General features: G+C 38.2%; 22 protein-coding genes and 1 pseudogene. 2 read left to right on the forward strand and 21 right to left on the reverse strand.

Translation table 11 applies throughout. From position 1 onward, the window contains the following. Positions 1-123 precede the first annotated feature (123 nt). Positions 124-267 carry a hypothetical protein gene (locus tag PGU50_RS02710; RefSeq protein ID WP_005427045.1) on the forward strand — a complete coding sequence of 48 codons (144 nt, stop codon included), beginning with the start codon at positions 124-126 and terminating at the stop codon, positions 265-267. A gap of 78 nt (positions 268-345) precedes the next feature. Then, complete coding sequence (locus PGU50_RS02715) at positions 346-1,917, forward strand: recombinase family protein (RefSeq protein WP_055058898.1); 1,572 nt, start codon at positions 346-348, stop codon at positions 1,915-1,917. A gap of 84 nt (positions 1,918-2,001) precedes the next feature. Here PGU50_RS02715 and PGU50_RS02720 read toward each other — a convergent pair. The 21 genes and pseudogenes from PGU50_RS02720 to PGU50_RS02820 all read right to left on the reverse strand — a co-directional run. Continuing rightward, positions 2,002-2,409, reverse strand: a pseudogene (locus PGU50_RS02720) (manganese catalase family protein); the annotation flags it as partial. A 3-nt stretch (positions 2,410-2,412) separates the two neighbouring features. Beyond that, entirely contained in the window at positions 2,413-2,685 is a 273-nt protein-coding gene (locus PGU50_RS02725; protein WP_117556436.1) for a spore coat protein CotJB, read from the reverse strand. A 5-nt stretch (positions 2,686-2,690) separates the two neighbouring features. Further along, positions 2,691-3,008 (reverse strand): spore coat associated protein CotJA, encoded by a 318-nt coding sequence (locus PGU50_RS02730; protein ID WP_243002763.1) that lies wholly within the window; start codon positions 3,006-3,008, stop codon positions 2,691-2,693. A 262-nt stretch (positions 3,009-3,270) separates the two neighbouring features. Further along, entirely contained in the window at positions 3,271-4,554 is a 1,284-nt protein-coding gene (locus tag PGU50_RS02735) for a S1C family serine protease (protein ID WP_117835292.1), read from the reverse strand. 160 nt (positions 4,555-4,714) lie between these two features. After that, complete coding sequence (gene glmS / locus PGU50_RS02740) at positions 4,715-6,553, reverse strand: glutamine--fructose-6-phosphate transaminase (isomerizing) (protein ID WP_117835294.1); 1,839 nt, start codon at positions 6,551-6,553, stop codon at positions 4,715-4,717. A gap of 129 nt (positions 6,554-6,682) precedes the next feature. Then, positions 6,683-8,140: a hypothetical protein gene (locus PGU50_RS02745; RefSeq protein ID WP_117835296.1), complete on the reverse strand. Its 1,458-nt coding sequence runs from the start codon at positions 8,138-8,140 to the stop codon at positions 6,683-6,685. Positions 8,141-8,319: 179 nt separating this feature from the next. Continuing rightward, positions 8,320-10,272, reverse strand: coding sequence for an LTA synthase family protein (locus PGU50_RS02750; protein WP_182420302.1), 1,953 nt, complete (start codon positions 10,270-10,272; stop codon positions 8,320-8,322). 137 nt (positions 10,273-10,409) lie between these two features. Beyond that, positions 10,410-10,634, reverse strand: a complete 225-nt coding sequence (locus PGU50_RS02755) for a hypothetical protein (protein WP_207659767.1) — start codon at positions 10,632-10,634, stop codon at positions 10,410-10,412. 382 nt (positions 10,635-11,016) lie between these two features. Then, positions 11,017-11,430, reverse strand: coding sequence for an acyltransferase family protein (locus tag PGU50_RS02760; RefSeq protein WP_201866714.1), 414 nt, complete (start codon positions 11,428-11,430; stop codon positions 11,017-11,019). Positions 11,431-11,445: 15 nt separating this feature from the next. Further along, positions 11,446-12,192: a hypothetical protein gene (locus PGU50_RS02765; protein WP_117835297.1), complete on the reverse strand. Its 747-nt coding sequence runs from the start codon at positions 12,190-12,192 to the stop codon at positions 11,446-11,448. A gap of 466 nt (positions 12,193-12,658) precedes the next feature. Further along, a complete protein-coding gene (glf, locus tag PGU50_RS02770) occupies positions 12,659-13,756 on the reverse strand; it encodes a UDP-galactopyranose mutase (protein ID WP_117556348.1) in 1,098 nt (365 codons plus the stop codon). Positions 13,757-13,773: 17 nt separating this feature from the next. Next, positions 13,774-14,772 carry a glycosyltransferase family 2 protein gene (locus tag PGU50_RS02775; protein ID WP_117823974.1) on the reverse strand — a complete coding sequence of 333 codons (999 nt, stop codon included), beginning with the start codon at positions 14,770-14,772 and terminating at the stop codon, positions 13,774-13,776. A 22-nt stretch (positions 14,773-14,794) separates the two neighbouring features. Beyond that, a complete protein-coding gene (locus tag PGU50_RS02780) occupies positions 14,795-15,475 on the reverse strand; it encodes a sugar transferase (RefSeq protein ID WP_117556352.1) in 681 nt (226 codons plus the stop codon). Positions 15,476-15,484: 9 nt separating this feature from the next. Continuing rightward, positions 15,485-16,678 carry a DegT/DnrJ/EryC1/StrS family aminotransferase gene (locus PGU50_RS02785; protein ID WP_055156569.1) on the reverse strand — a complete coding sequence of 398 codons (1,194 nt, stop codon included), beginning with the start codon at positions 16,676-16,678 and terminating at the stop codon, positions 15,485-15,487. 42 nt (positions 16,679-16,720) lie between these two features. Beyond that, positions 16,721-18,550 (reverse strand): glycosyltransferase family 2 protein, encoded by a 1,830-nt coding sequence (locus PGU50_RS02790; protein WP_117835299.1) that lies wholly within the window; start codon positions 18,548-18,550, stop codon positions 16,721-16,723. Positions 18,551-18,553: 3 nt separating this feature from the next. Next, complete coding sequence (locus PGU50_RS02795) at positions 18,554-20,359, reverse strand: glycosyltransferase (RefSeq protein ID WP_270246088.1); 1,806 nt, start codon at positions 20,357-20,359, stop codon at positions 18,554-18,556. Positions 20,360-20,371: 12 nt separating this feature from the next. Then, positions 20,372-21,112, reverse strand: a complete 741-nt coding sequence (locus tag PGU50_RS02800) for an ABC transporter ATP-binding protein (protein ID WP_055156532.1) — start codon at positions 21,110-21,112, stop codon at positions 20,372-20,374. Between the two features lie 11 nt (positions 21,113-21,123). After that, positions 21,124-21,912, reverse strand: a complete 789-nt coding sequence (locus PGU50_RS02805; protein ID WP_022220079.1) for an ABC transporter permease — start codon at positions 21,910-21,912, stop codon at positions 21,124-21,126. Positions 21,913-21,926: 14 nt separating this feature from the next. Next, positions 21,927-22,931 carry a glycosyltransferase family 2 protein gene (locus PGU50_RS02810; protein WP_022220080.1) on the reverse strand — a complete coding sequence of 335 codons (1,005 nt, stop codon included), beginning with the start codon at positions 22,929-22,931 and terminating at the stop codon, positions 21,927-21,929. Between the two features lie 172 nt (positions 22,932-23,103). Beyond that, a complete protein-coding gene (locus PGU50_RS02815; RefSeq protein WP_117835302.1) occupies positions 23,104-25,059 on the reverse strand; it encodes a polysaccharide biosynthesis protein in 1,956 nt (651 codons plus the stop codon). A 66-nt stretch (positions 25,060-25,125) separates the two neighbouring features. Next, complete coding sequence (locus PGU50_RS02820; RefSeq protein ID WP_147339263.1) at positions 25,126-26,703, reverse strand: glycosyltransferase family 39 protein; 1,578 nt, start codon at positions 26,701-26,703, stop codon at positions 25,126-25,128. Positions 26,704-26,718 lie beyond the last annotated feature (15 nt).

Consider the following 26,718-nt stretch of genomic DNA (forward strand, 5'->3'; position numbering starts at 1 on the left):
TGCAGGGGTGAGATTCCCATGAGCTTTAGCGGAAGCTGTTCGGTTTGCTAAGGATGATTCTTTCATAATGAACAAGCATTTTTGCATAGTCTGTAAACATAGTAAAGACTGTGAGGTGGAATTATGCCAAAAGAAGCAGAAATTTCCTGCAAAAATGTATTTAAGTGTGAAGATAAGTCGGCATTAAAAAAAGAGTTCAATCAGAAATGGATAGAACTCATCAATCAATTAGAAAAATCCAAAGGACAGGTATTACCTGTAAAATGATAGACAAACATTTCTCAACACGGTATAATAAGTGTAGGTGGAATGTTTGTTTTATCTTCTCTTTAAGGGAGATAAAATATGATGAACACAAAGTCAAAAGTTGCTATTTATTGCCGCTTATCAGAAGAAGATAGAAACAAACAACATGAAACTGATGATAGTAACAGTATTCAAAATCAAAAATCCATGCTGATTCAATATGTATTGGAACAAGGTTGGGAAGTCTACAATATATACAGTGATGACGATTATACTGGTTCAGATAGACGAAGACCAGAATTTAACAAACTGTTAAATGACGCTGAACACCGAAAATTTGATATTATCCTCTGTAAAACACAATCCAGATTTACCAGAGAGTTAGAGTTGGTGGAAAAATACATACATGGATTGTTTCCTATTTGGGGGATTCGTTTTATCAGTATTGTAGATAATGCAGATACCGCTAATAAAGGAAACAAAAAATCAAGACAAATCAATGGTCTGGTTAATGAGTGGTATTTAGAGGATATGTCAGAAAACATCCGCAGCGTATTGACTGACCGCCGGAAGAATGGATTTCATATTGGTGCATTTGCTCTTTATGGTTATAAAAAAGACCCCGAACAAAAGGGACACCTGATTATTGACGAAGAAGCTGCTGCTGTTGTCAGAGAAGTTTTTACTTTATTTTCACAGGGATATGGCAAAACAGCGATTGCCCGTATGCTGAATGACCGTGGGATTCCAAACCCTACGGAATATAAACGGCTTCATGGTTTACGCTATAAGCAGCCTACCAGAAAAAATAGTACCTTATGGAAATATTTTGCTATTTCCGATATGCTGACAAATGAAATTTATATCGGAAATATGGTTCAAGGAAAATACGGCAGTGTTTCGTATAAGACAAAACAAAATAAGCCCAGACCTAAAGAGGAATGGTACAGAGTAGAGGGAACACACGAACCGATTATTGACCGTGAACTTTGGGATAGAGTACAATCTATGGTAGCTGAAAAAGCAAAACCATTTACAGTAGGAACCATAGGGCTGTTTGCCAGAAAAGCTCGCTGCATGAACTGTGGCTATACCATGCGTTCTAATAAGCAGACAGATGGAAGACATTATTTACAATGTTCAAATCGCCATGTTGCAAAGGACGCTTGCATAGGCTCATTTATTTCTGTGAAGAAGTTGGAGCAGGCAGTTATTTCTGAACTGAACAAGTTATCACAAGAATATCTTGATAAAGATGAATTGGAACAGAACGTGGAATTTCACTCCAACGTAAAGGAGAAAAAAACTGCTTTAGAAACACAACTTGCTACTTATCAAAAAAAGATTGAAGAAGACGCAAAGGTAATCAGAGAACTTTATCTTGATAAAGTAAAAGGGATTCTTTCCGAAAATGATTTCCTGAATTTGTCAAAAGACTTCACAAATGACAGAGAACGGCTTGAAAAGCTGGTGATTGAAACGCAAAAACAGCTTGATGTAATTGAGAGAAAAATCCAGACAGGCGATAATCGCCGCCAGCTTATTGAGCAATACACAAATCTTGAACATTTAGACAGAGAAACCGTTGAAACTCTAATTGATTATATATTAGTAGGAAAACGGATTCCAGGGACAAGAAATGTCCCGATTGAAATACATTGGAATTTCTAAGTTCTGTAAAATCTGGTGTCTGGCACACCAGATTATATAGAACTTCTACTTAACACTTCTATGTTGCACTTATGCAGTTGCACCATCCGCAGCCATATCTTCATGTAAATCTGTAATTGGGTCACCCTTGGACTGAAAATAAGTTGCTGTCCACGGTGTTCCACTGGCTGCCTGCGGCCAAAGTGCAAGTGTGTGGTCCACATAATATTTATCAAAACCAGAAGCCTTAATTTCCTCCGGAGATAAATCCTTGGTAAGCTGGTAAACAATGGCACATATCATTTCCATGTGGGCAAGTTCCTCTGTGCCAATATCGGTTAAAATTCCTGTCACTTCTTTGTACGGCATGGTGTACCTCTGTGATAAATAACGCATGGACGCAGCTAATTCTCCATCCGGTCCACCGAACTGACTGATGATTACCTGGGCCATCTTCGGATTGGTCTGGGTAATTTTTACGGGATATTGTAAACGTTTTTCATAATTCCACATAAACTAACACCCTCCTTCCTGCCACGGCCATGGCTCGTTGATCCAGTTCCATCTGTCTGAGCAGGAAGGAACAGCGGTATCTACTGTGAGTGGTCCATAATATTTTGCATATTCTTTCAACAACTGGTTCCTTTTTTTATTATATTCATAAAAATAGTCCATTGCTTCCTGATCACGAGGATGAGTGTCCAGATAAAGCTTCACATCATCTACCGCAAAGCTCGCATGACCAATCTGCATCAGGAGATCTTTTCTACAAGGTTTGGAATTTGGCATTTCATTCATGCATTACATCCTCCTTTCCCCTTAAACGGAAGATCAAGCTCTTCGAATATGGTTCCTCTGTGGAATCCTTTTCCGGCTTCGTATATGTGTCTCCAGCTCTGCCATGGCACATAAGCCATTGCGATCGGCATTCCATCTAACGCATCATCCCGGTCGCTACATCCAGATCGTTCTCGGTAAACAGGTACTGCCATCGATGGATTTCTTCCATCATTGTTCGCCATACATGAATTACTATTACAGCTATTGTTATTATTGCCACACCCACAATTTGCACGTCTCATATATGGATTATTATTTCTGCAATTTTGCATTGTTTTGGCTCCCCTTTCTTATATCTGCAATATTATTGTATGGTAATTTTTTAAAAAGGGTTCTGACTTTTGCATTCGGTATAATCTGATGCCCGTTTCCGTTTCAAACAGGTCGTAACATCAATAATGCCGCCAGACCATTTCTGATCTGACGGCATCTTTCTTTAGTATTTTATGATGTAACCGGATTGCTCCATTGCTATGCAATTCCCGCAATCCTCGAACACCTCATACTCCCATAAAACGGCGTGTTCACATCATTTTATGAATTTTTACCAAGTGTAACCTTGATATCTTTCTCTGTATATTCACCATTCTTATCCGGGATCTGTACAGTAAGTGTTACCTCTTCCCCGGCTTTATAATACTGAAGCTGTTCCTGAAGAGAGCTCATACTGCTGATGGAACTTCCCTCAAAACCAGTAATGATCGATCCTTTTGTAAGACCGGCTTTCTCAGCTCCGCCACCACTCATAACTTCTTTGACATAAACACCGGTCGGCATATTGTACATCTGTGCACCTTCTTCAGATACATCGTATCCCTTGATTCCAAGATATCCTCTTTCTTCATCTGAAACCTTGCTTCTTGTCTCTTTATTCATCAGATTCTGGATAACATCACTTGCATCTGAGATCGGAATCGCAAATCCCATACCCTCTACTGCCGAGCTGTTGATCTTTGCAGAGTTGATACCGATTACCTCACCATTTGCATTCAGAAGAGCTCCACCACTGTTACCAGGGTTGATTGCTGCATCTGTCTGGATGTATTCTCCGTCAAATCCATCAATTGTTCGTCCGGTTGCACTGACGATACCAGTTGTAACAGACTGCCCATAGCCAAGCGCATTACCGATTGCAATAGCAGGTTCTCCAACCTTCAGAGAATCTGAATCTCCAAGTGTTGCAACCTTAATCGCATTCATTGTATCGTCTGAAATTTTATCAAGCGGAACAGCTACGACTGCAAGATCCCTTGCGGAATCTGTTCCTTTAATCTGCGCTTCCACGCTGTTACCATCATTAAATGTAACAGTAAGTGTATCGCTTCCTTCTACAACATGGTTATTGGTAACAACCAGGAGTTCTGAATCATTCTGGCTGATGATGATACCGGATCCGGCGCTTTCACTCTCCTGCTGGCTGATTCCTCCGAAGAAATTCTGTACTTCCTGTACGCTCATATTGGTAATAGAAACAATTGATGGAAGTGTATTTTCAACGATATCTGATACATCAGATGTCACTGTACTGGTAGATGTTGTAAGCTTTGCGTTCGATACAGTCTTTGTTGTGCCTACGGTACTCTTTGTATTCTTTCCAAGCAGCTTACCAGTCAGATAACTGGTTCCCTGCATCGTCACACCGCCGACTGCCCCAAATAATACGGCTGCTCCTACAACAAGTGCTACTTTTTTCATGTAACCTTTTTTCGGCTTTGAAGTCCTCGGATCCTTCTGTGGTCCTGCTCCGAATCCCTGCTGATTGCCTGCTCCTCTATTTTCATCTGAATCTGGTCTGTAATAATTGTACTGATTGTCCATCATTCAAGACTCCTTTCTTTTCCTTTTCTATAGTTAAGAGTTTAGCCCATAATTGTGATGAAAGTGTGATAAAATATGAAAAAAAAGATGAACGGCACATTTTTATGTCGTCCATCTCGTTTATTCAACAGGAAATTCCGCTGGAACTTCTTGCATCACTTTATTCAACCGTTACAGATTTCGCCAGATTACGCGGCTTATCTACATCCAGTCCCTTTGCAACGGATACATAATATCCCATCAGCTGCAGCGGAATCACTGCAAGCGATGCCTCAAAATGCTCATCTGTCTTCGGAATGTAAACCACAAAATCAGCAGTATCCTCAATGCTGTAATTGCCATAAGTTGTAAGTCCCATCAGATATGCACCACGGCTCTTGCACTCTACCATGTTGCTGATCGTCTTTTCATATAATTCCGGCTGTGTCAGCACACCGATCACAAGCGTTCCATCCTCTATCAGAGAAATGGTTCCGTGCTTGAGTTCTCCCGCTGCATATGCCTCTGAATGAACGTAACTGATCTCTTTCATCTTCAGGCTGCCTTCCATACAGATTGCATAATCAATTCCACGTCCGACAAAAAATGCGTCCTTTGCGTTTGCCTGCTTTGCTGCAAACCACTGGATTCTTTCTTTATCTTCAATAATCTTTTCAATCTTCTCCGGGATTGCCTGTAATTCGGCAATATAATTTTCATACTGCTCTTCAGTGATTGTATTTTTTACTTTGGCAAACTCAATTGCAAGGATGTAAGAAGCCATCAGCTGTGTACTGTACGCTTTCGTTGTTGCCACAGAGATCTCCGGTCCTGCAAGAGTATAGAATACCTTATCCGCTTCTCTTGCAATAGAAGATCCGACTACATTGACAATTCCAAGTGTACGGATTCCCTGTGCTTTTGTCTCACGGAGCGCTGCAAGACTGTCTGCGGTCTCTCCTGACTGGCTGATAATGATCACCAGACCATTTGGATCCAGAATTGGCTTACGGTAACGGAATTCAGAAGCCAGCTCCACACGAACAGGAATCTTCACCAGATCCTCGATCACATACTGTGCCACCACACCTACATGGTAAGCAGAACCACATGCTACAATGTAAATCTGGCTTGTTCTCCGGATATCCTCTTCCGCTAATCCGATATCTGTCAGATCAAACTTTCCGTCTTTTAATACAGAATTCAGAGTATCCTTAACCGCTCTTGGCTGCTCATGGATCTCTTTCATCATAAAATGCTCATAACCGGCTTTTTCAGCTGCTTCCGCATCCCATTCGATGGTCTTCATCTCCTTCTGGATTTCTTCACCATCCAGATTGTAGAAGGTAATTTCCTCTTTGCTGACCTTTGCCATCTCCAGGTTGCCAATATAGTATACATTTCTTGTATATTTCAAAATAGCCGGCACATCTGATGCAATAAAACTCTCTCCATCTCCTACGCCAAGAATCATCGGACTGTCTTTTCTTGCCACATAAATTTCTTCCGGATAATCCTTGAACATCACAGCAAGCGCATAAGATCCACGAATACGGACCAGAGAATGGTTGATCGCATCTACCGGTGTTCCTTCATACTTTTTATAATAATAATCGATCAGCTTAACAGCAACCTCTGTATCCGTCTCAGAGTAGAATGTATATCCTTTGCGGAGCAGCTTGTTCTTTAACTCCTGATAGTTTTCAATAATACCGTTGTGTACAGCAACTACATTGCCATCGTCACTCATATGCGGATGCGCATTGTTCTCTGACGGTTCCCCGTGTGTTGCCCATCTGGTGTGACCGATTCCACAAGTTCCCGGAACGGCTGCACCACCATTGGTCTTCTCAAACAGTACTTTCAAACGGCCTTTCGCCTTGATAACTTCTGTCTCTTCTGTTCCATTACGAACAGCAAGTCCTGCTGAATCATATCCACGATACTCCAGCTTTGACAGTCCATCCAGTAAGATCGGAGCCGCCTGCTGCGATCCAACATATCCTACGATTCCACACATTTATCTATATCCTCCAGTCTTTTTTGCGAAAATAAATTTTACTCTTTTCGTTACATTGTAGCAAACATGGGACTTTTTGTAAAGAATAAGCGGGAATAACAATCGTCATCCCCGCCTTTCTCCTTAATCCTAATCCAGATCAATAAAATCCATTTCGAAAGTATCACCTTTTTTACGCTTTTCTTTCTTGATATTATAATCATCGAACGAATCAAAGTCGTCATCATCAAAATAGTCATCAAACTCATCAACGCTGCGAGTATCATCACTTATTCCTTCGTCATCATAATCATCGTCGAAGTCATCATCATAATAATCATCATCGTCGAAATCATCATCGAAGTCGTCATAATCATCTTCGAAATCATCATCCTGTCTCTTTTTGAACTGTGATTTCTTTTCTGCCTTAACAGGCTGGATCGGTTTTACCGGATTACGTTGCGGCTCATCGTCCAGTTCATATTCATCATACAGATCATCCAACTCTCTGTTGCGGTTATGTAACTTCACAACGGAAACAAGAAGGAAGATTACCAGAAGAATAACGATAACTGCTGCCGCTGCTACAAACCAGATCAGATGATCGGAAATCTTTTCTAAAATTGCGTCAAACTTGCTTGCACTCTTCTTATCCGGTGTAGTCGCAGACTTCGGAGTCTCCATTCTCTGATAAGTATGCTCTACAGAGTCATATAAATAGAGGGATTCTTCACCGTCATTATTTACTGCATATAATACATAGAAACCATCGCGGTCCGGTTCATCCCAGATTTCAAAAGTCTTGCCGTTGATCTCCAGATTTCCTTTTGAATACTTTGATGGCATAGACACTTTACTGCCTGCATCAAAAATTACGATAGAATAAGTATCTGAAATCACAACCTGTTCTGCCGGTGAGAAGCTGCTGTCAGATGAATCATACATCCAGAAATCGCCTTTTCCATCACCGTCTACCAGGTAAGCCATCTGAAGTCCTGTCTTTTCCTGCACAGCACCTTTATACGTCGAATCATTATAAGTAATCTCTCCTGCTGTAAATCCAGCTGGAATCATGCTGTCTGAGAAATCACCGGATAAGGTATACTCCTGACCATCAATCGTGACACTTGTTCCACTCGCAACATCCTTGATCTTGCTCGGATCTCCTGCTCCGATCGTAACATCCGCATATCCTTCTTCACATGCCACACTTGATCCAGCGCTGTCTGTAACCGTCGCATCTCCCTGTTCAAGTCTTGTACTTCCTTCCTGGAGAGCCTGGAATTTCATTGTAAACTCAATCCGGTCACTACTTCCGTCACCTGAACCTTTAAATGTCAGATTACCATCCGTGTCTGCATTCACTCCGTCTCCCTCTTCAAATCGCATATAAGAAGGATCGTAAGTCATATGAATCGTCGCGTCTCCGATTACATCTCCGCTGACAACTGCTGTACCTGTGATCGTAAATTCATCCCCGACACTTGTCTCAAGATCAGAAAAGAATATCACACCATTTGCAGCTAGCGCCATCACAGAAAAACATGGTACGATCAGACATACAGACAAAAGAATTGTCGCTATTTTTTTCGTAAACTTCATCTTCATGTACTTTCCTCTTTCTAACCATATTAATTGTAAGTATAAATACTCTTAGATTCTATCTTACACTTTTTATGGGGAAATGTCTACTTGTTTGTAGAAATTCCCATTGTATCAATTTACGGACAACTCCGTTCTGCTTTATTTATCCGAAGAAAAACCCCGGCATAAACCGGAGTTCTTCTCTAATTTGCATTTTCAGTTGTTCCGCCTGCTTCGCTTTCTGCGCCTCCACCAGGATCCGGGGTTGGTGTTGGATCCGGTTCCGGATCTGGCGCTGGATCCGGTTCCGGCGTTGGAACTGGAGTCGGTTCCGGCGTTGGAGCTGGAGTTGGTTCCGGCGTTGGTGTTGGTTCTACATAAGTATTATCATCATATCCTCCATTCCATGAATTGTCCCAGGAATTTCCTCCGTCATACCAGTAATCATTCGATCCGTCATTATAATTATACTGATAATTATCCTGCGTATACCCCTGCCATGCATCCGGCGTTTCAATACCACTTGTATCTACACCTGCATCTGGCTGATTCATTGGCTGGTCCTGATTATCGGTATTTTCCTCCTGCTGGTTTTCAGCCTCTTCAGCTCTTTTCTTTTTCAAAATGTTAATATCTACATCGTTAATCAGCATATCGTAGAATGTAGATTTCTTTTTCAGTTCCTTATCTAATTTTTCTCTTCCGCAGTGTTCTGTAAGAGTCTCCACACCTGAAAATAAATTCACACCAAGACCAAGTTTCTCTCCTGTAATCTCTGCTCCCAATGCTGCAAGTGTCGTTGGAAACATATCCATTGTAGAAAATTCTCGATTATGTGTTTTTTCAAAAGAAGTATCAAGATTTTCTGGTAAATTTATAAATGCATTATATACACTTCTCTCATAATCGTTACTCACATCATTACAAAAATCAGAATCCATTGTTAAATGATCCCCACTTATTATAATTGTTGTGTTCTCATAAAACGGCTGTTTCTGAATCCATTTAACAAATGCATCAACCTGTCTGCTTGAACATGCCATTACATTTGCGTATCGATTATCTCCAAATTCATTTTGGCACTGCTCACATACATATCCGTCTTCAAAATGTGTATCTACCGTCAACATCGTAAAATTAAATGGCTCATCCTTTATTCCTATTTCGCTTAACTTTTCTTTTGCATTTTCAAATAACTTTTTGTCTTCATACCCCCACCATACCCAATAACCTTCTGGGATTTTTCCTTCTTCTACCGCCGTAGTATAATCAAATATTTCTGTTTTACCATGGCTCTCAAAGTATGTTCTTCTTCCTCCAAAAGTAGCATCTGATCCAATCATAAAATATTGATTATATCCTTCTTCTGATAAAATATCTTCTAAATTTTTTGCTTTTGAAGAAAAGGATGTCTGCTGCGCTAACGTATCATTAATATCTTCATTCACATTTCTAATATCTTCTGTATTTTTTATTGGAATTCCAGATGTCTGGGCGAAAATTCCTCCCATCGTCCATGTGCATCCATACGCAGGATATCCACCACCCAATTTATCTGAATTGGAAAAATTAGTATTTTCTTCTGCAAGAGTCGTCAATTCCGGAATACAGTTGAAATCCATTCCACCGCCATCTTCTTTTGACGCATAAGTGGATTCCATCGACTCCAGATAAATATAAATCAGATTTCTTTTTTGTTCTGGAAATGTAATCTTCGTTGTACGTGGATCCACATAATTCTGTTCAATAAAATGCGATTCTTTCTTCTGACTCGCAAGATATTCTTTTACATCCAGTTCATCATATACTTTACAAGCTGCTTCACCTGCACTTCCACAGGCAATCACAGCTACAAGAAATAACGCAATCATACATTTTCCATGCTTATTCCTTAATCCTATAATCAGGAAAATAGATAAAAATAATACTAATACTGCCAATGGTACACATGCATTGATCCCATCCAGTACTACATCTGAGTTTGTCCCATCAAGCGGTACTTTCAGATGAAAAATAATTTCATCGATAGACAACAGCCCCCACGTGTCTAATACCCAGTTTCCCAGATTATAAAGAATAAATCCAAGAACCGATATTATGATCATTAGAATACAATAAAATCCATATCCGATACTCTTTATCTTTGGTTTTTTCATTTTCCTTTCATTTCCTTTACTTAGTATTTGCAAACATACATAATATAGTAAAGCATAAATATAAAAAAATTGCAATATTCACAAGCAATACAAATTCTAAAAAATGTTTTATTCTGTCATTGCTTAATAACTTACACTTAGTTTTTAAAGCCAAAAATTTTTCTAACCAAAGTAATCTTTGATAAAACAAATGCACCCCCTAAATCTAAAAGCACTTTACCGGCAATAATCAAAATCAACTGAATATTTGCTGACATTCCATTCACAACATATTTTTCTGTTATCTGCCACCACGGAAGAAGATCAAGTTCTACAATATGCACACACAATATCAACAAACTATATCTTCCAAGATATGCCAAACTTCCACCAATATATTTCGTCCTACACTCAATAATTTGGAGATTAAAATAACAATCACACATGCACATATACAGCCAAAAATATCTATTATCCCTCGTCCAATATCACAATGCACTAACCAGAACAATTGGAAATTTTTTATAAATGAAATCCAAGTAAGTAGTGCAAAAAGAACTGAAAAGATTTTCACTTCCTTTGGCAACTCACTAATTTTAGTCTTTGCGCCCCTCCAGAGATATCCCATATAAATGAACATTGTAGCACATGCTCCTGCCTGTATGCTAAAAGGAAACCAAAATATTCTTCTTGAAAAATATCCTACTGCAAACAAACCCACTATAAATAACAATCTAATATATTTATCAAACTTGAACGATATTCTCAAGAAAATACTCCCCCAGAAAGTTGCCCACAAAAACCATATTGCACCAATTCCCGGTATCCAGAATGGCTCTGTATATGTATCACCTGCCCCATATAAAGCTGCATAACACCAGTTTTGAAATTCATCAAAAGCATTTTCCACCATACGCCCTTTAACGTTCCAATAATGATTATGACTATGCTGGTTATTATATATGGAACAAGCAATGTTTTTGCCTTATTTTTTATAAAACCATTCAAATCGCGCTTCTTATTCGTAAAATATCCTGTAATAAAGAAAAAAATAGGAACATGAAATGTAAACACAATTCGATTAATACTGGCATTTCCTAAATGGCCTAATATAATACAGATCATTGCTATCCCTTTAGCTATATCTATATATTGCAGTCTGGTACTTTTTGTTTTCATAACATTTATCCCCACTCAATTTCCACATTTTCTCTGTCTTTTTCCGATATCCTTCACATCAAAATTCGCAAACGGAAGCATCAAAAACACATCATAATACGCTTCAAATATATGATGCTCCATTACTGAATGAATGCAGACAATTGCCATAGCCATTAACATATATGGAAGATTTAAGTTTTTGATCATTATAATTGAAATAATCAGCATAACCAGTATAAATACCACCAGTCCTAACCTCATCAAAATATTCACATAAGAACTATCAATAAAGAAATAGTCTGCTACCACTTCTGTTGATCCTCCATTTCCACGCATTGGAATGCCCTGTCCCCATATCTGAACATCATACCTGTCAAAAACTTCTTTTCCTAAAGAAAGTCTCGTTGAAAAAAGAGTATTTAATTTTGCCATCCATTCTATATCTGGTCGATAAAATCTTGATACTAAGATCATAAATCCAGCTAAACCATATGGTGCCACCAGACATAAAATTTTTAGTAATAGTGATGGTATATATCCCTTTCCTTTCTTTGCAGCTAATTTGTTTCTAATTTTCAAATAAACAACACATATAATCAAAATCATCATTACAATTTCACTATTCCGTACATCACAATATTTTTCAAACAGAACCACACTGATTATCATCATTCCAATTTCTATCCATGTGCATCTTGCCTGTCGGAGTACAATCCATGCTGTTATCATAAAAACAATGCCCGCCGCAAAATCTGTAGGATAAATAAACCCAAATGACATCCGCACCTGATCTCTCCTATGGTAAACCAAATTCGTGATAACTCCTGTATATCCTGCAATCAATAATCCCGTTTCAAGCAATCATCAGCTCCAGAATATCTCCTTGCAATTACAAATGATCCAATAATCAGAAATACAAATAATATTTTCTTTATATCCACTGGTCTCATCACCATATACCGGAACAATACTACCAGTCCAATCCCTATCTGAACACAGAAATAAAAAAAGGTGGCCACGGAATATGTGCCATCGTTGTCCAGCTGTAAGTCAAAACCAGCCATACGGCATAAATTCCAAGAAAAAATATTTCTGATAAATTACATTTGAATTCATAAGATGAATTTATCCATTTCCCCTCTACCTTATTGTTAATTTACTTTATCCAATTCATTTTATTTCCTCTCTTTACAGACAGTTTAAATCAGGATATGCTTTGCAACATATCCTGATTTATCCAAACCTTTTATAATTCCTCAGCCACCATCTCCAGTGCCGCCTCAATTACCTTATCCATATCATAATACTTATAATTTCCAAGACGTCCACCAAAGATCACATTCTTTTCCTGCTCTGCAAGCTTTCTATATTCTTCAAACAGCCTATTGTTCTGTTCGTTATTTACCGGATAATACGGTTCCATTCCTACTTTCCATTCGGAAGAATACTCTTTGGAGATAACAGTTTTTTCCTGTTTTCCAAATTCAAAATGCTTGTGTTCGATAATACGTGTATAAGGAACTTCTCTTTCTGTATAGTTCACAACTGCATTTCCCTGATAGTTATCTGTATCAAGTACTTCTGTCTCAAATCTTACCGAACGATATTCCAGTGCTCCAAGCTTGTATCCGAAATATTCATCAATCATTCCGGTAAACAGTGTCTTCTCTGCGATATCCGGATTTTCTTTGATAAATTCAAAGTAATCGGTATCTGTCTTTACTTCGATTCCGTCCAGCATCTTTTCAATGATCTTTGTATATCCTCCGATCGGGATTCCCTGATATCTGTCATTGAAATAGTTGTTGTCAAATGTAAATCTTACCGGTAAACGTTTGATGATGAATGCCGGAAGGTCTTTGCAGGCACGTCCCCACTGTTTTTCGGTATAACCTTTTACCAATTTCTCAAATACATCTTTTCCTACAAGAGATAATCCCTGTTCTTCCAGGTTCTTCGGCTCTGTGATTCCAGTCTCTGCAACCTGTTTTGCGATCATATCTTTTGCTTCCTGCGGTGTCTTGATATTCCACATTTTGCTGAATGTATTCATGTTGAACGGCAGATTGTAAAGCTCATCCTTGTAAATTGCTACCGGTGAGTTAATGTAATTATTGAACTCTGCGAACTGATTGATGTAATCCCAAACCTTTTTGTTGGATGTGTGAAAAATATGTGCTCCGTATTTATGAACATTGATCCCTTCAATATTTTCACAGTAAATATTTCCACCAATATGCGGACGTTTGTCAATTACCAGGCAGGTTTTTCCTTTTTTCTTTGCTTCATAGGCAAAGACTGCTCCGTATAATCCTGATCCAACTACTAAATAATCGTACTTCATAACACTAATTCCTCTCTTTATTTCTTTGTGAATTTATCTTTTATCATCTTTGTCATTCCCACAACACTTCCCACTCCATAACTCAAATGGAGTAAAAAGAAGATTCCCGGAAGTAAAAGCTGACAGATATGTTTAGCTTCATTTTTGACCGCAAGCACTGCCATACCGATTGCACCACACCAGTATGTGATCCACATGGTGATTGCAAGAAATGGCTTTTTCACCGCTGCCAGAATCGTTGTTACGATAATCGCAAGTACAAATGCAAATGGCACAAAATGATAAATGCTAAGGCATCCCGGACACACGCCTAAGGTTCTCGCTACCCATTCTCCATTTCCATATTTCTGTTTCATCATTCCCGGAACGGAACTTCTCACATACTGCCAGGAATGGATCTGTGGATCATAACACAGACGGTATCCCGCCTTGCGAATGCGGTAATGCATTTCATTATCTTCTGTCCTTCCAAGATTCTCATTGAAAAGGCCTACTTTTTCAAATACTTCCCTGCGATAAGCAGCATGAAACATGGACTTGACGTATTTCTTTTCATTTTTCCTGCGAAAACCGGCAATCCCACTTCCAAACATTGAACTTTCTGCACTTAAAAGAAGTCGCTGCCACGGTGTGTCCTTTTCCGGAAGATTTGGTCTTGGTCCTCCGGTAACATCTTCTCCGCTTTCCATGCATTCCACATTTTTCGATACAAAATCTGTCGGAATACGACCATGGGCATCCAACCGGATAATGATATCTCCCGTTGAGGTCCGGATTGCCTGATTCCAGCCGGATGCCTGGTTATCTCCCGGATTCTCCGTAACAGTGCAGTTATAAAACTGAGAATTTTTTTCTGCAAAGTTTTCCATGATTCCTCTGGTTCCATCTTTTGAACCACTGTCTACCATCACAACTTCGATCTGTCCGGCCGGGAAATCCTGCTTTGTAATATCATCCAGCAGATGTGGAAGATATCCTTCTTCATTTCGCGCAATCGTACAAATTGATACTAACATATGCTTCTCCTATAAATTTGCCCTATCGCAACACCGCAAAAACTGTCATGAACATTGTCATAAAATCTCTCCAAAGACTGTATTTGCGCAGGTCTTCCAGATTATAGCTCATCTTTTCCGGAAGCACTTCATGAATATATGCGTGATCGACATCTTCTACATGTTCCAGCATCTCGCCTTCATCTTTATAGCAGACACTCGCTCTTGAAGTAATTCCTGCCGGAAGTAGAAGCGTAGCATACATTTCCTTCGTATAACCCTTCACATATTTCACAACTTCCGGTCTGGTTCCGACGAAACTCATCTCTCCGCGAAGTACATTGATAAGCTGCGGAAATTCATCAATCCTGCATCCCCTGATCACTTTTCCAACACGGGTCAGTCTTGCATCCTGACTGATCGTGATCTGAGTTCCCATCTTGTCTGCATTCTGTACCATAGTACGAAATTTTAAAATGTAAAATTTCTTTCCGTACTGTGTTACACGAACCTGTCTGTAAATTACCGGTCCCGGTGAATCCAGCTTGATTGCAATACTTATAACTAACATGATCGGTGATAAAATGACAAGCAAAATCATCGAAAGCAGAATGTCAAAATAACGTTTTAATTTTAATTCTTTTTCATGTCTGATCAGGATATCATAATATTTTTTTACTTCGTCCGTTCTCATAAACTTCGGAAGTTCTTCCCATTTTCTCATACAGCATTCCTATCCGATGCATTCCTTTAATACATCTGTCACGTATTTTACCTCTTCATCGGTAAGTTTCGTATGAAGCGGTAATGTAATTGCATTTTCAAATAAAGCATAAGCATTTGGATAATCTTTAATATCAAATCCCATATTTTTGTATGCAGATAACAACGGTAACGGTTTGTAATGCACATTCGTTGCTACGCCATGCTCTGCCATTTTCGTAATGATCTCATTACACTCTTCCCGCATTTTTCCCTGAACACGGATCAGATACAAATGTCCGCTGGACTTATGATCTGTATCAAAATGATTCAGTACACTCACAGGAAGACTTTCCAGTGCTTTATCATACATTCCTATGATTTCCCGACGACGTGCCAATAATGCATCATAGCGCTTTAACTGTACCAATCCAATAGAAGCCATGATATCGGTCATATTGCATTTGAAATAAGGTGCCACAACATCATACTCCCATGCGCCAAGCTGCGTCTTAGCAAGCGCATCCTTGGACTGGCCATGCAGTGAAAAGAGCATATATTTTTTATAAATGTCATCATCATCCACACCTTCAATCGGGCGCCATGTGACTGCTCCTCCTTCCGCTGTGGTAAGATTCTTTACTGCATGGAAGGAAAAGCTTGTGAAATCTGCAGCCTGTCCACATTTCTTTCCTTTTCGCTCTGCGCCAAATGCATGTGCAGCATCTGCCACCACAATCACTCTGCCAAACTTCTCCTGAAGTTCATTTGCCGGATGGAAAAGTGATTTCTTTGCTTCTACAATTTCAAATATCTTATCATAGTCACACATAATTCCGGCAAGATCTACCGGAATTATGACTTTCGTCTTTTCATTGATAGCGTCTGCCAGTTTTTCATAATCCATCTCATAGGAATCTTTCGCCACATCAATCAAAACCAGTTTTGCGCCCACATGTGAGACAACACTTGCTGAGGCACTATAGGTATAGGCTGTCGTGATCACTTCATCTCCAGGTCCGATTCCCAGAAGACGCAAAGTCATCTCCAGACAGGCTGTGGCTGAATTCAGGCAAACAACCCGGTTAGTTCCCATATACTCGGCCAGCTTCTTTTCAAAGAGCTTCGTCTTTGGTCCGGTGGTGATCCAGCCACTTCTTAAAGTATCCACAACTTCTGCTATCTCCTCCTCTGTGATATCCGGAGGAGAGAAAGCGATATGCATGTTTTTCATAAAAAAACTTCTTTCTTCATAAATTTTAGATCTTTATTGATACTTTTCTAATTCTAAATACTCTTTCCAGAACTTATAAGATGTCAAATATTTTCTTCTGTTATAATACGCTTTATCTACTTCTTTGTGAATTTTTTTATAACGCTTCACTGTTTCAAGATAGTATTTCATGACCTGTCTGAATTTTTTCTTATCCAGATATCTAATTTCTGCAGTATATGCATTTGGATTAATCGCAATGACACTATCTACAAGGCATTGTCTCTGTGGATTATAGAACCAGTCATGAGCAACCGCCGCCGGCCCTTTCCGTAACCATTTTTTTGGCCATAAAAACTGTCCATTAAAAGTCAGACGATAAAAAATGGTATCCTTCAGACTTCTGTGATCTGTTTGATAAATAGAATCAATATCCACCCCATATTCATCAAATTCTGCAAGATCTGCCATATTTGCATTTTTTGCGGACATTGTTTTTAATCGTTCCTGACATTTTTCCGCTTCAATAAAAGCAGGTCCTTTTAAATAATCTCTGATTGCATCAACAATGATTTCTGCAGCATCATAATTAAAGCGCAGTATTTCCGTTAAAAACATACCATTAAAACGTTTCCAGATACGTTCTCTTCTGTTTCTGGACGGATTACATGCCTCTTCAATCAAAAAGTTACGGAATACTTGATAATATTCCATGAAATAATTGAACTTTAAAGTAAAGCCCATATGCCATACGCAAATACCGTTCATGGTAATAAATTTAGCATTATTACGGAAACTGAATTCCGTATCATCAACACGGATAAACAATGGTAATGCAAATCCGTTTTTCTCGATCATTGTTACCGGTACACAACAATACCACCAGCCAGCATAGGAATCAGCCTTTTTCGTTTTTGCTTCCTCTTTTTGAAGCATTTCAGCCATCTCTACAATTTTTCCATGACCTTTTGAAGAATTCTGTCCTCCATCTACTCCTAAAAATCCCACATCTTCATGGAAAACATCCATCTCTTCATAACAAAGCATGGCACCACTGATAATATAATCTTTATATTTTTCTTTTGCCAGTAACAATAATAAATATGTTCTTTTTATACTTTCTGATAAAACAACAACATCATCATCCATCAATAATACATGAGTCGCCTTTGGTTTCTGGCGAATAGATTCGATCATTCCTCGTGTAAATCCACCTGAACCGCCTACATTTTTATTTCTGTGATAATAAATATGCGGACCTTCAAATTCTTCCGCCGACAATACTCGACCCTCATCATTATCAACGATGTGAAGATAAACATTTTTTCCAATGATATCATCCTGAGTTAAAATTTCATCCTTGATCATTTTAACATTTTTACGAATAAAGTCTTCTTTTTTAAATGTTGTCGTTGCGATTGAAAGTCTCACTTCATTGAAATCACTTTCATTTACCTCAGCGTAATAACCGCCACCATATACACAGCACTCTGAATACATACGCAGTTCAAATGCAACCAATGTGTCCTTATTTGATGGAATATCAACAATAATTTCTGCTTTTTGATCACAATGGTATTCTTTCTTTAACAAAACGTTTCTTTTTGCCGAATTTTCAATTCTATGATATCCGGACAGAACCAGTTCAAAGTCACCTTTAATTACAAGCTTTAACATCGTTCTGCCGATTTTTGTATGTTTTTTCCATTTTTTCATAGAAAAGGCATTTAAATATGCCCCAAAATCACATGCACTATATTTTGAAAATACAAAACATTTTTCTTCAGCATCACGGATTCCTAATCCACCCTTATAAAAAAGATCGGCATTATCTGTATATTCTTCTTTATCTGGAAATAGAATACTTTGTAATTTTAACTCCATTGTTTACATCTCCTTATTTTGTACTTCTTTTAACTCTAAATAACTGCTCCAAAAATCCTTGCTTTCAAGTTTCGAATGATTTTTTCTATATTCTTCACAAACCTTGTCATAATGCAAATCTATTAATCGAAATACTTTCAACATTTTTATATATGCTTTTAGTAGTTCTATCCTGCTCCGCTTCACACAAATTGCATTTCCTGCTGCATCAGCATACACAACCTCATTGCAGCGGAACAAGTCATAAATATTCGGATTTGGTCTGGCTACTTTTGTCGCTCTGTTTTTATATGCAGGCAGGAAATGACCATTCATTGACAACATGATCAATATTCGTTTTAATTTACACGGTGGTTCAGCCTCCGGTCTACCACATGGATCCATATCTTCCGACCTGATTCCATTATGTCCTATAAATTCTTCTGCCGACATAGACTGATAATTATATTTTTTTAATCCATCATGCACACCTAAGGTATCCGAATTATAAAACCACTTAAAACCTCTTAAAAAATCAACCGCACCTTTCAAATTCAGATCCACATATTTATATCTGTATTTTCCGATATTACTGCTGACCTGCACGAAAAGCATCTTTTTAAAATCCTTTGCAGCAAACTGCGGATTATGGATTGCATTCGTAATTGCCAGATTTCTGACATCATAATACTCCAGGAAACCAGGTAATTTATTTTCAAAAGCTTCATGCCAGATCGTTATTCCATTTAAGAAAATAAACTGCCCCTTTGCCCTCAATCCATATTCTATATCATCTCTATGGATAAAAAACGGCAAAGGATAATGCATTTCCTTAATAAACGGAACCGGAATACACGAATACCACCAGCCTGTATACTCTGCTTTTTGAATCTGCTCATTTATCACAACATTTTTTAATTGTGTCATGTCAAAATTATGGTTATTCGCAACAATATCACCATCATTCCAGCAGGCACCACATTCATACTGCAGAGTTGGCAAATCTTCTCTTAATAATGAGCCTCCGATTACTGCCATTCTATATTTCTCTTTAAGCAGGGTCAATAATGTATAAGTTCGTTCTATCGCTTCAGGAGAAATCACTGCATCGTCATCCATCAATAAAACATGTGTAATACTATCATCTCGCATATGTTCGAACATAGTTCTGGTAAATCCACCCACTCCACCAAGGTTTTTATTCTTAACAATGCGAATATGTTCATCCTCGATTTTTTCTCTTACTAATGTACCGCCATTATCGGATATGCATACCGACAAATGTCCATAAGATAAGGCATTCTCATTGTTAAGCAAATTTTCTTTTAATACTTTCATATTTCGCTCAACATACTTCTCACGTTTGAAAGTACAAATGCCTATTCCTATTTTAACTTCCTTCTTTTCCCTCTCTTCATCAGTCATATAACTTGCTGCATAGAGGGCTGTATCCTCCTCAGCGATTATGGATACACCTACTACTCCACTCTCCGGTAAAGCAAATATTGGAGTATTCACGGAATCTTCGCCTTTGCTTTCCATTGGAAATTGCATAATTATCTTCGAACATACTTTTTTATTCTTGCAGGATAAGGCATATATGACAACCTTTATTTTTCCTTTAAAATTAACAGACACACAAACCGATTGAATACCTGTATACTTTCTCCATTTTTCAGCAGAAAAAATATTCATATATGTCAAGAAATCTGCTTCACCACCTGCATTAAGCAATATTCCACTCTCTGACTTAATTCCGTTTTTTAATTTATAGTATAATTCTGGTTCCTCAACAGACTGTTGATTCCATACAATTTTTTGTAATATCATGCTTTTCACCACTTACTGATTCATATGCATATATTCAGTTGTTACTTCTTCTACCAGACCACTCATTCGAACATTTCCTTTGTCAATCCAAATAGCATGATCACATAACTGTCTGACAGAATTTATATCATGAGAAACATATAACAGAGTTGTTCCTCCACTCAACATCTGCCCCATTCTCTCATAACATTTCTGCTGGAACTGGTAATCACCAACGGATAAGATTTCATCAACCACGAGAATATCCGGTCTCACCATGGTAGCTATTGCAAATCCAAGTCTTGCCTGCATACCAGAGGAAAAATTCTTAATCGGAACATCCAAGAAATCCTGCAATTCTGCGAATTCAATAATTTCATCAAAATGCTCTTCCATAAATTTTCTTGAATGTCCAAGTACAGTTCCATTCAAAAACACATTTTCTCTAGCCGTCATATTCATATCAAACCCGGCACCCAATTCAATCAACGGTGCAATGGTCCCTTTTGTAGTAACTGAACCTTTGTATGGTTTTAAAATTCCACAGCAGGCTTTTAAAAGCGTTGACTTTCCGGATCCGTTTGTTCCGATCAGTCCCCACGCCTCTCCTCTTTTTACTTTTAAATTGACATCTTTTAACGCAAGAAATTCCTGGAACATCAATTCGTGTTTGATCAGTTTGATCACATATTCTTTCAGGTTATCTACCTTTTCAGATGCCATGTTGAACCGAATCGTCAGGTTATCAACATCTACAATATATTCTTCGCTCATTCGCCCTTCTCCTAGATATATAAAATGAAGTTATCCTGTGTTTTCTTAAATACACCAAGTCCAATTGACAGCATGATAAAAGCCATTACCCAGCAACCAATAAAGATTCTTGGAGTTGTAAAATGTCTGTATAAAACAAGATCTCTGAAGAACTGGATATAATAAAACATTGGATTACAGTATTCTACCAGCTTTCTGAGCCAGTCCGGAAGCAGCTCGATCGGGTAAAACATTGGGGTTACATACATCCATGCTACTGTGATGGCATTGTAGATATACTGAATATCTCGAAAGAAAACATTCGCAGCAGAAAGGAAAAAGCCCAATCCGCATACAAAGATATACAGCGGAATCACTACCAATGGAAAAAGCAGGATATATGGTGAAAACGGTGCTCTGGTGATCAGCATAACCAGAATCAATGCTCCCATTGAAAAAATAAGGTCGATCAGGGAACTTGTTACTTTTGATAAGGTAAAAATATATTTAGGTACATATATTTTCTTGATCAAAGCTCCATTATCCAACACAGAATACATAGACATATGGGTTGCATTATTCATAAAATCAAATAATGCCTGACCTGTCAGCAGGTAAACCGGAAAGTTTTCGATTCCGCGCTGGAACATTTGGGAAAATACCAGTGTCATTACAAGCATGATCAGCAGCGGATTCAAAATACTCCACACATATCCCAGAAAACTTCTTCTGTATTTTAATTTCACGTCTCTGACTACCAGTTCTCTTAATAAATCTTTATATCTAAAAAATGTATTTATCCTATCTCTTGTTACGCTCATTATTCTTCTCCAATTTAATATGAATCTCTTCGGCCTTTAAATGCAAGTACAGCTAACGGGAATGCAGCATATCTTGTTTTCCGTAAAAACAACACTGCCGGATTCTTTACTCTGTCATACACTTCTCTGTTTTTATGATAAAAATATGCATCTAATTTCATTGCTTCTTTTCGCATACCATTCTTCAGAGGAAAGCTGATATAAATTTTCATCTGACTGGTAAGGATTGTTGCTGTCAATTCCCTGATATACTCCAGATTTGCCTTTGGAGCCGTCTTCTCGACTTTTTTGCAGTACTGATTGAGCCGCATAAGAACCCGCAGATGATTCTTCAGATTCTTCTGCATCTTTTCAATGGACATACTTTGTCCCGGAAGTCCCAGACGATATTGGTAAACAGGGTCTTCCATAAAATATACTGTCTTCACGTAAGGAATCGGAAATGCAATAAACTCTACATCTACATAAAAAGTGTGTTCATCAATCTGTTCATTTGCTTTCCTGAAAAGCTCCGTCTTCACAGTCGTGGCATGCATATCTATGATGGTCTTACCAACAATCTCCTCAAACTGGTAGAGCTTGTTATACTCGATTTTTTCAAACGGATATTCCTGCCTCTTTTCCGGCAGCCGTGTCGTATGGTTGATCCAGGTATAATTCGATGCAACGATATCAGCATCAATTTCTTTTAAAAGTTTCACCAGTCGGATGAAGCTTCTGGTGTCTACCCAGTCATCTCCATCAACAACTTTAAAATATTTTCCTCTTGCCTCACGAGCTCCTGTGTTGATGGTGGAACCATGTCCGCCGTTTTCTTTATTGATCAACCGGAACGTATTTTCATACTTTGAAACATATCTTTCCGCAATTGTTGCAGTATCATCGCTGGAACCATCATTCACGATCAAAACTTCAATATCATCCATGACTTCAGAATTCACAAAGGATTCCAGACAGTCTTCCAGATATGCCTGCACATTGTAACTTGGGACAGTTACTGTTAATATTTTCTCGTCCATTGTTCTCCTAACCTGATTTAATACTATTTTTCTCAAAAAAAGTTGGTTTTACAGATATTTAGTTCTATCTGAATCACCAACTTTTATTCTGATTACTAAAATATTATACTACACTTTTCTTTAGATGGAAAGATTATATCAAATGCTCGCATCTTTGTCAAATCTGCCCACTTTATATACCACTGTGTTTTTCATCTACAATGGGTCCTTCATGACTGATCCTCCCTAAACTGACCAGTTCCTGAAAAGCCTCACTGTCTCTTTTTTTATCTTCCGGTCTGATATGATAAGTAGAAATCATATCTGCAACTTTTTCTTTAATATCCGGACTTTCTTCCATTGCTGCCTTTTCCAGCTCTTGCAGCTGGCTGAGGAAATGTACTTCATCGAACTCAAGAGGTTTGCCGATAAAAATCAGGTTGTTCGCTGTTTTCTGTAGTCCCTCTTCTTTTGTCAGCAATTCCTCATACAGCTTTTCCCCCGGTCTAAGACCGGTATACTTGATCTCCATATTCACACCAAGTGTATATCCGGAAAGTCGGATCAGATTCTTTGCCAAATCAGCAATCTTCACAGGCTCTCCCATATCCAGCACAAAGATTTCTCCGCCATGGGCATAAGCTCCCGCCTGAAGTACCAGTGAAACTGCTTCCGGTATCGTCATAAAATAACGGATAATATCCGGATGCGTAACTGTCACAGGACCTCCTGCCTCCATCTGTTTTTTAAACAGCGGAATAACGCTTCCATTACTTCCCAACACATTCCCGAATCGTACGATCACGTATTCTGTTCTGGAATATTTGCTGAAGGTCTGTACGATCATTTCACACATACGTTTCGATGCACCCATGATATTGGTAGGGTTTACTGCTTTATCCGTAGAGATCAGTACAAATTTCTTTACCCCGTACTTGTCCGCAGCTCTTGCTGTCTTATAAGTACCAAACACATTGTTTTTAATGGCTTCATTCGGGCTGTCTTCCATAAGTGGCACGTGTTTATGGGCTGCCGCATGAAAAACAACATCCGGTCGATAATGCTCCATGACGCTTTCAATTCGACTTGTATTTCGAACAGAACCTATCAGTACTTCCAGCTTCAGATTTGGATACTTACGAACCAGTTCCTGCTGAATGTCATAGGCATTGTTCTCATAGATATCAAAAATGATAAGAAGCTTTGGATTGTGGGAAGCGATCTGACGGCATAATTCACTTCCGATGGAGCCGCCGCCTCCCGTAACCAATACTCTTTTATTTCTCACATACTGCCCAACGCTTTCCATATCAATTTCAATAGTATCTCTTCCGAGAAGGTCTTCGATGGATACTTCCCGCAGGTTTGACACTCCTACATCGTCATTGATCAGCTGATACATTCCCGGTAATATCTTAAGTTTACAATCTGTAAGATTACAGATTCTTAAGATATCTCTGGTATTTTTTGTTCCTGCCGAAGGAATTGCAAGGATAATTTCTTCTGCATCATACTTCTTTGCTGCTTCCTGAATCTTATCTCTTCCTCCGACAATGCGGATTCCATGAATGTATTTTCCTTTTTTGGAAGGATTATCATCAATCACGCAGACAACCTTCTGATTCAGGTATTTACTGCTTTTTAATTCTTTGATGATCATATTTCCGGCTTCGCCGGCACCGATCACAATGGTGTTACGGCTATGCCTGGTTGATTTCTTCAATCCATTTTCCATAGTATGCAAAATGCGATAAGAAAATCGAGTGATGATCGTTGTGATACTTAACAAAATAAAATAGAAGAAATAATAACTTCTCGGAACCTGCAGATACAACAAACTGAAACCGAAAGCCTGAAAGACCGTTGACAGCATTGTTGCACCAAGAATGGCAAGCATCTCATTTATGCTGGCATAAGACCATACCCGGTTATACAGATTAAGTACCAAAAAAATGACTACCGTTGTGATAACATTGATGACCATATAGCTCTCGACACTGTACATATACTCTGCCGGTACCCAGATATTATCCAATTTAAAACGCAAAATAATTGCCAGATAAGAATCCAGGATCACACTTAAGATATCTACAATAAACAGTGCGATCATCCGACTTCTGGAATTTTGCAATCCCCATGTTTTTTTCATAAGCGACCTCCATTTGTACAACATAATACTGTCACAAAATATTACCGTTCTCTAACCAATCTCCGCTTAGTTATATAACTCATATACATATGCCTTTTCATCCTGATACAATTCCTTTGAATTTTTAAGTCCGGTTAATTTTTGTATCTTTTCTAAGCATTTTTCAGGATCCATGGTTACCTTTTCACCGAGATCATCATATTTTTTATCAAGTATTCGATCCAAATATACAACTAATTTGGAATTTTCTATTGAAACGTCCGGTACTTTTATATCCAGATCTTTGTAATACATTTGATATAAACGTTGGTAATTCTGTAATTCTAACCCTTCGTTAATCATTATATAAGACGTTGTATAAACATACAAGCATGTTGTATCTGTATATTCTTTACTGATTGCAATATTATTCTCTCCTTCCGGATATAAATAACAAGGATCATTTACATAATACGTCAAGCCTCCTATCAGCATCATTGAAATAACCATTGCAATCTGAATCTTTGCTTTATTTTTTATCCATAACTTATAGATAAAATAAAGCAGGTAGCAAAACAGCAGAGACAGAAAAGGAAACAAATTCATGATATACCTGTTCACCTGCCATGGCGAGATTTTTGCCGAAATAACAAATACAAAAGCACAAGTAAGTATTATATCACAGATCAAATATGTTTCTCTTTTTACTTTTACATAAACAGTTTTTGTGTGTTCTTTATTATTCACTGCAATTTCATAGTGATCTGCATGATATTGCAGCTTCATTTCCCACAAAACCTGTGTGATAAGATATGCAAGAATTCCAAGGCAGCAGACAATCAGGAGCAGCATGAAGACACCGCCGAACATCTCTTCACTGACTATAACCCAGAATTTTCTGATTCGTGACGTCCAATCTGAAAAATTATGCATATTCTGAAGTGTTTTCTGGCTATGGCTCACTCCTGTACCTGTCAGATTCTTAAGAATTGCAGGGTATAACGCAACAGCACAAACTCCGCCAACGCCTCCGCTCACTACATATTTTCCGGTCATTTTAAAGTCTTTTCGCATGATCATCCAGATCATCTGAAAGATCACCATAGGAAATGCAAAAATCACAAAATAGTAATGTGTAAATACACCGCCAAAAGTAGCAAGCAAAATACTAATCAAATTTTTCATTTTGATTTTTCTTGATGCCATCATTTCCAAATGTTCATATGCGAAAATGGTACACCACATGGTTAATAACATATACATTCGAATATATGTCACCATATTTACCGCTGCAATACTAAATCCAAAAAACAAAACCGGAAAGAAAGCAAAATAGTTATCTTTTTTGATTAATTTCCCTATTTTATACAAAAATATAATTGTTACTGCATAATACAACAAGTTAGGAATGAGACCAAACCATTTACTGAATTGTCCCGGAAAGCATGAACTGATCGCATGCAAAACCATATAAAAAAGAGGTGGATGGGAATCATGGGTCTGATTATAGATAACAGATCCAAATTTGAAGGCTTCTCCCTCATTGACTGTCATATATTCCTTAAACATATCCGGACTGATTTCCGGATTATCTAATGCTCCATCTTCCCAGATCTGTGCGTGGTAATAACTGTTAGAAAGTCCATAGGACCATAACTCATCCACAAAATATCCTTTTTT

It is taken from the genome of Coprococcus sp. AM11-30B (assembly GCF_027674365.1).
Taxonomy (GTDB): Bacteria; Bacillota; Clostridia; order Lachnospirales; family Lachnospiraceae; genus Allocoprococcus; species Allocoprococcus comes.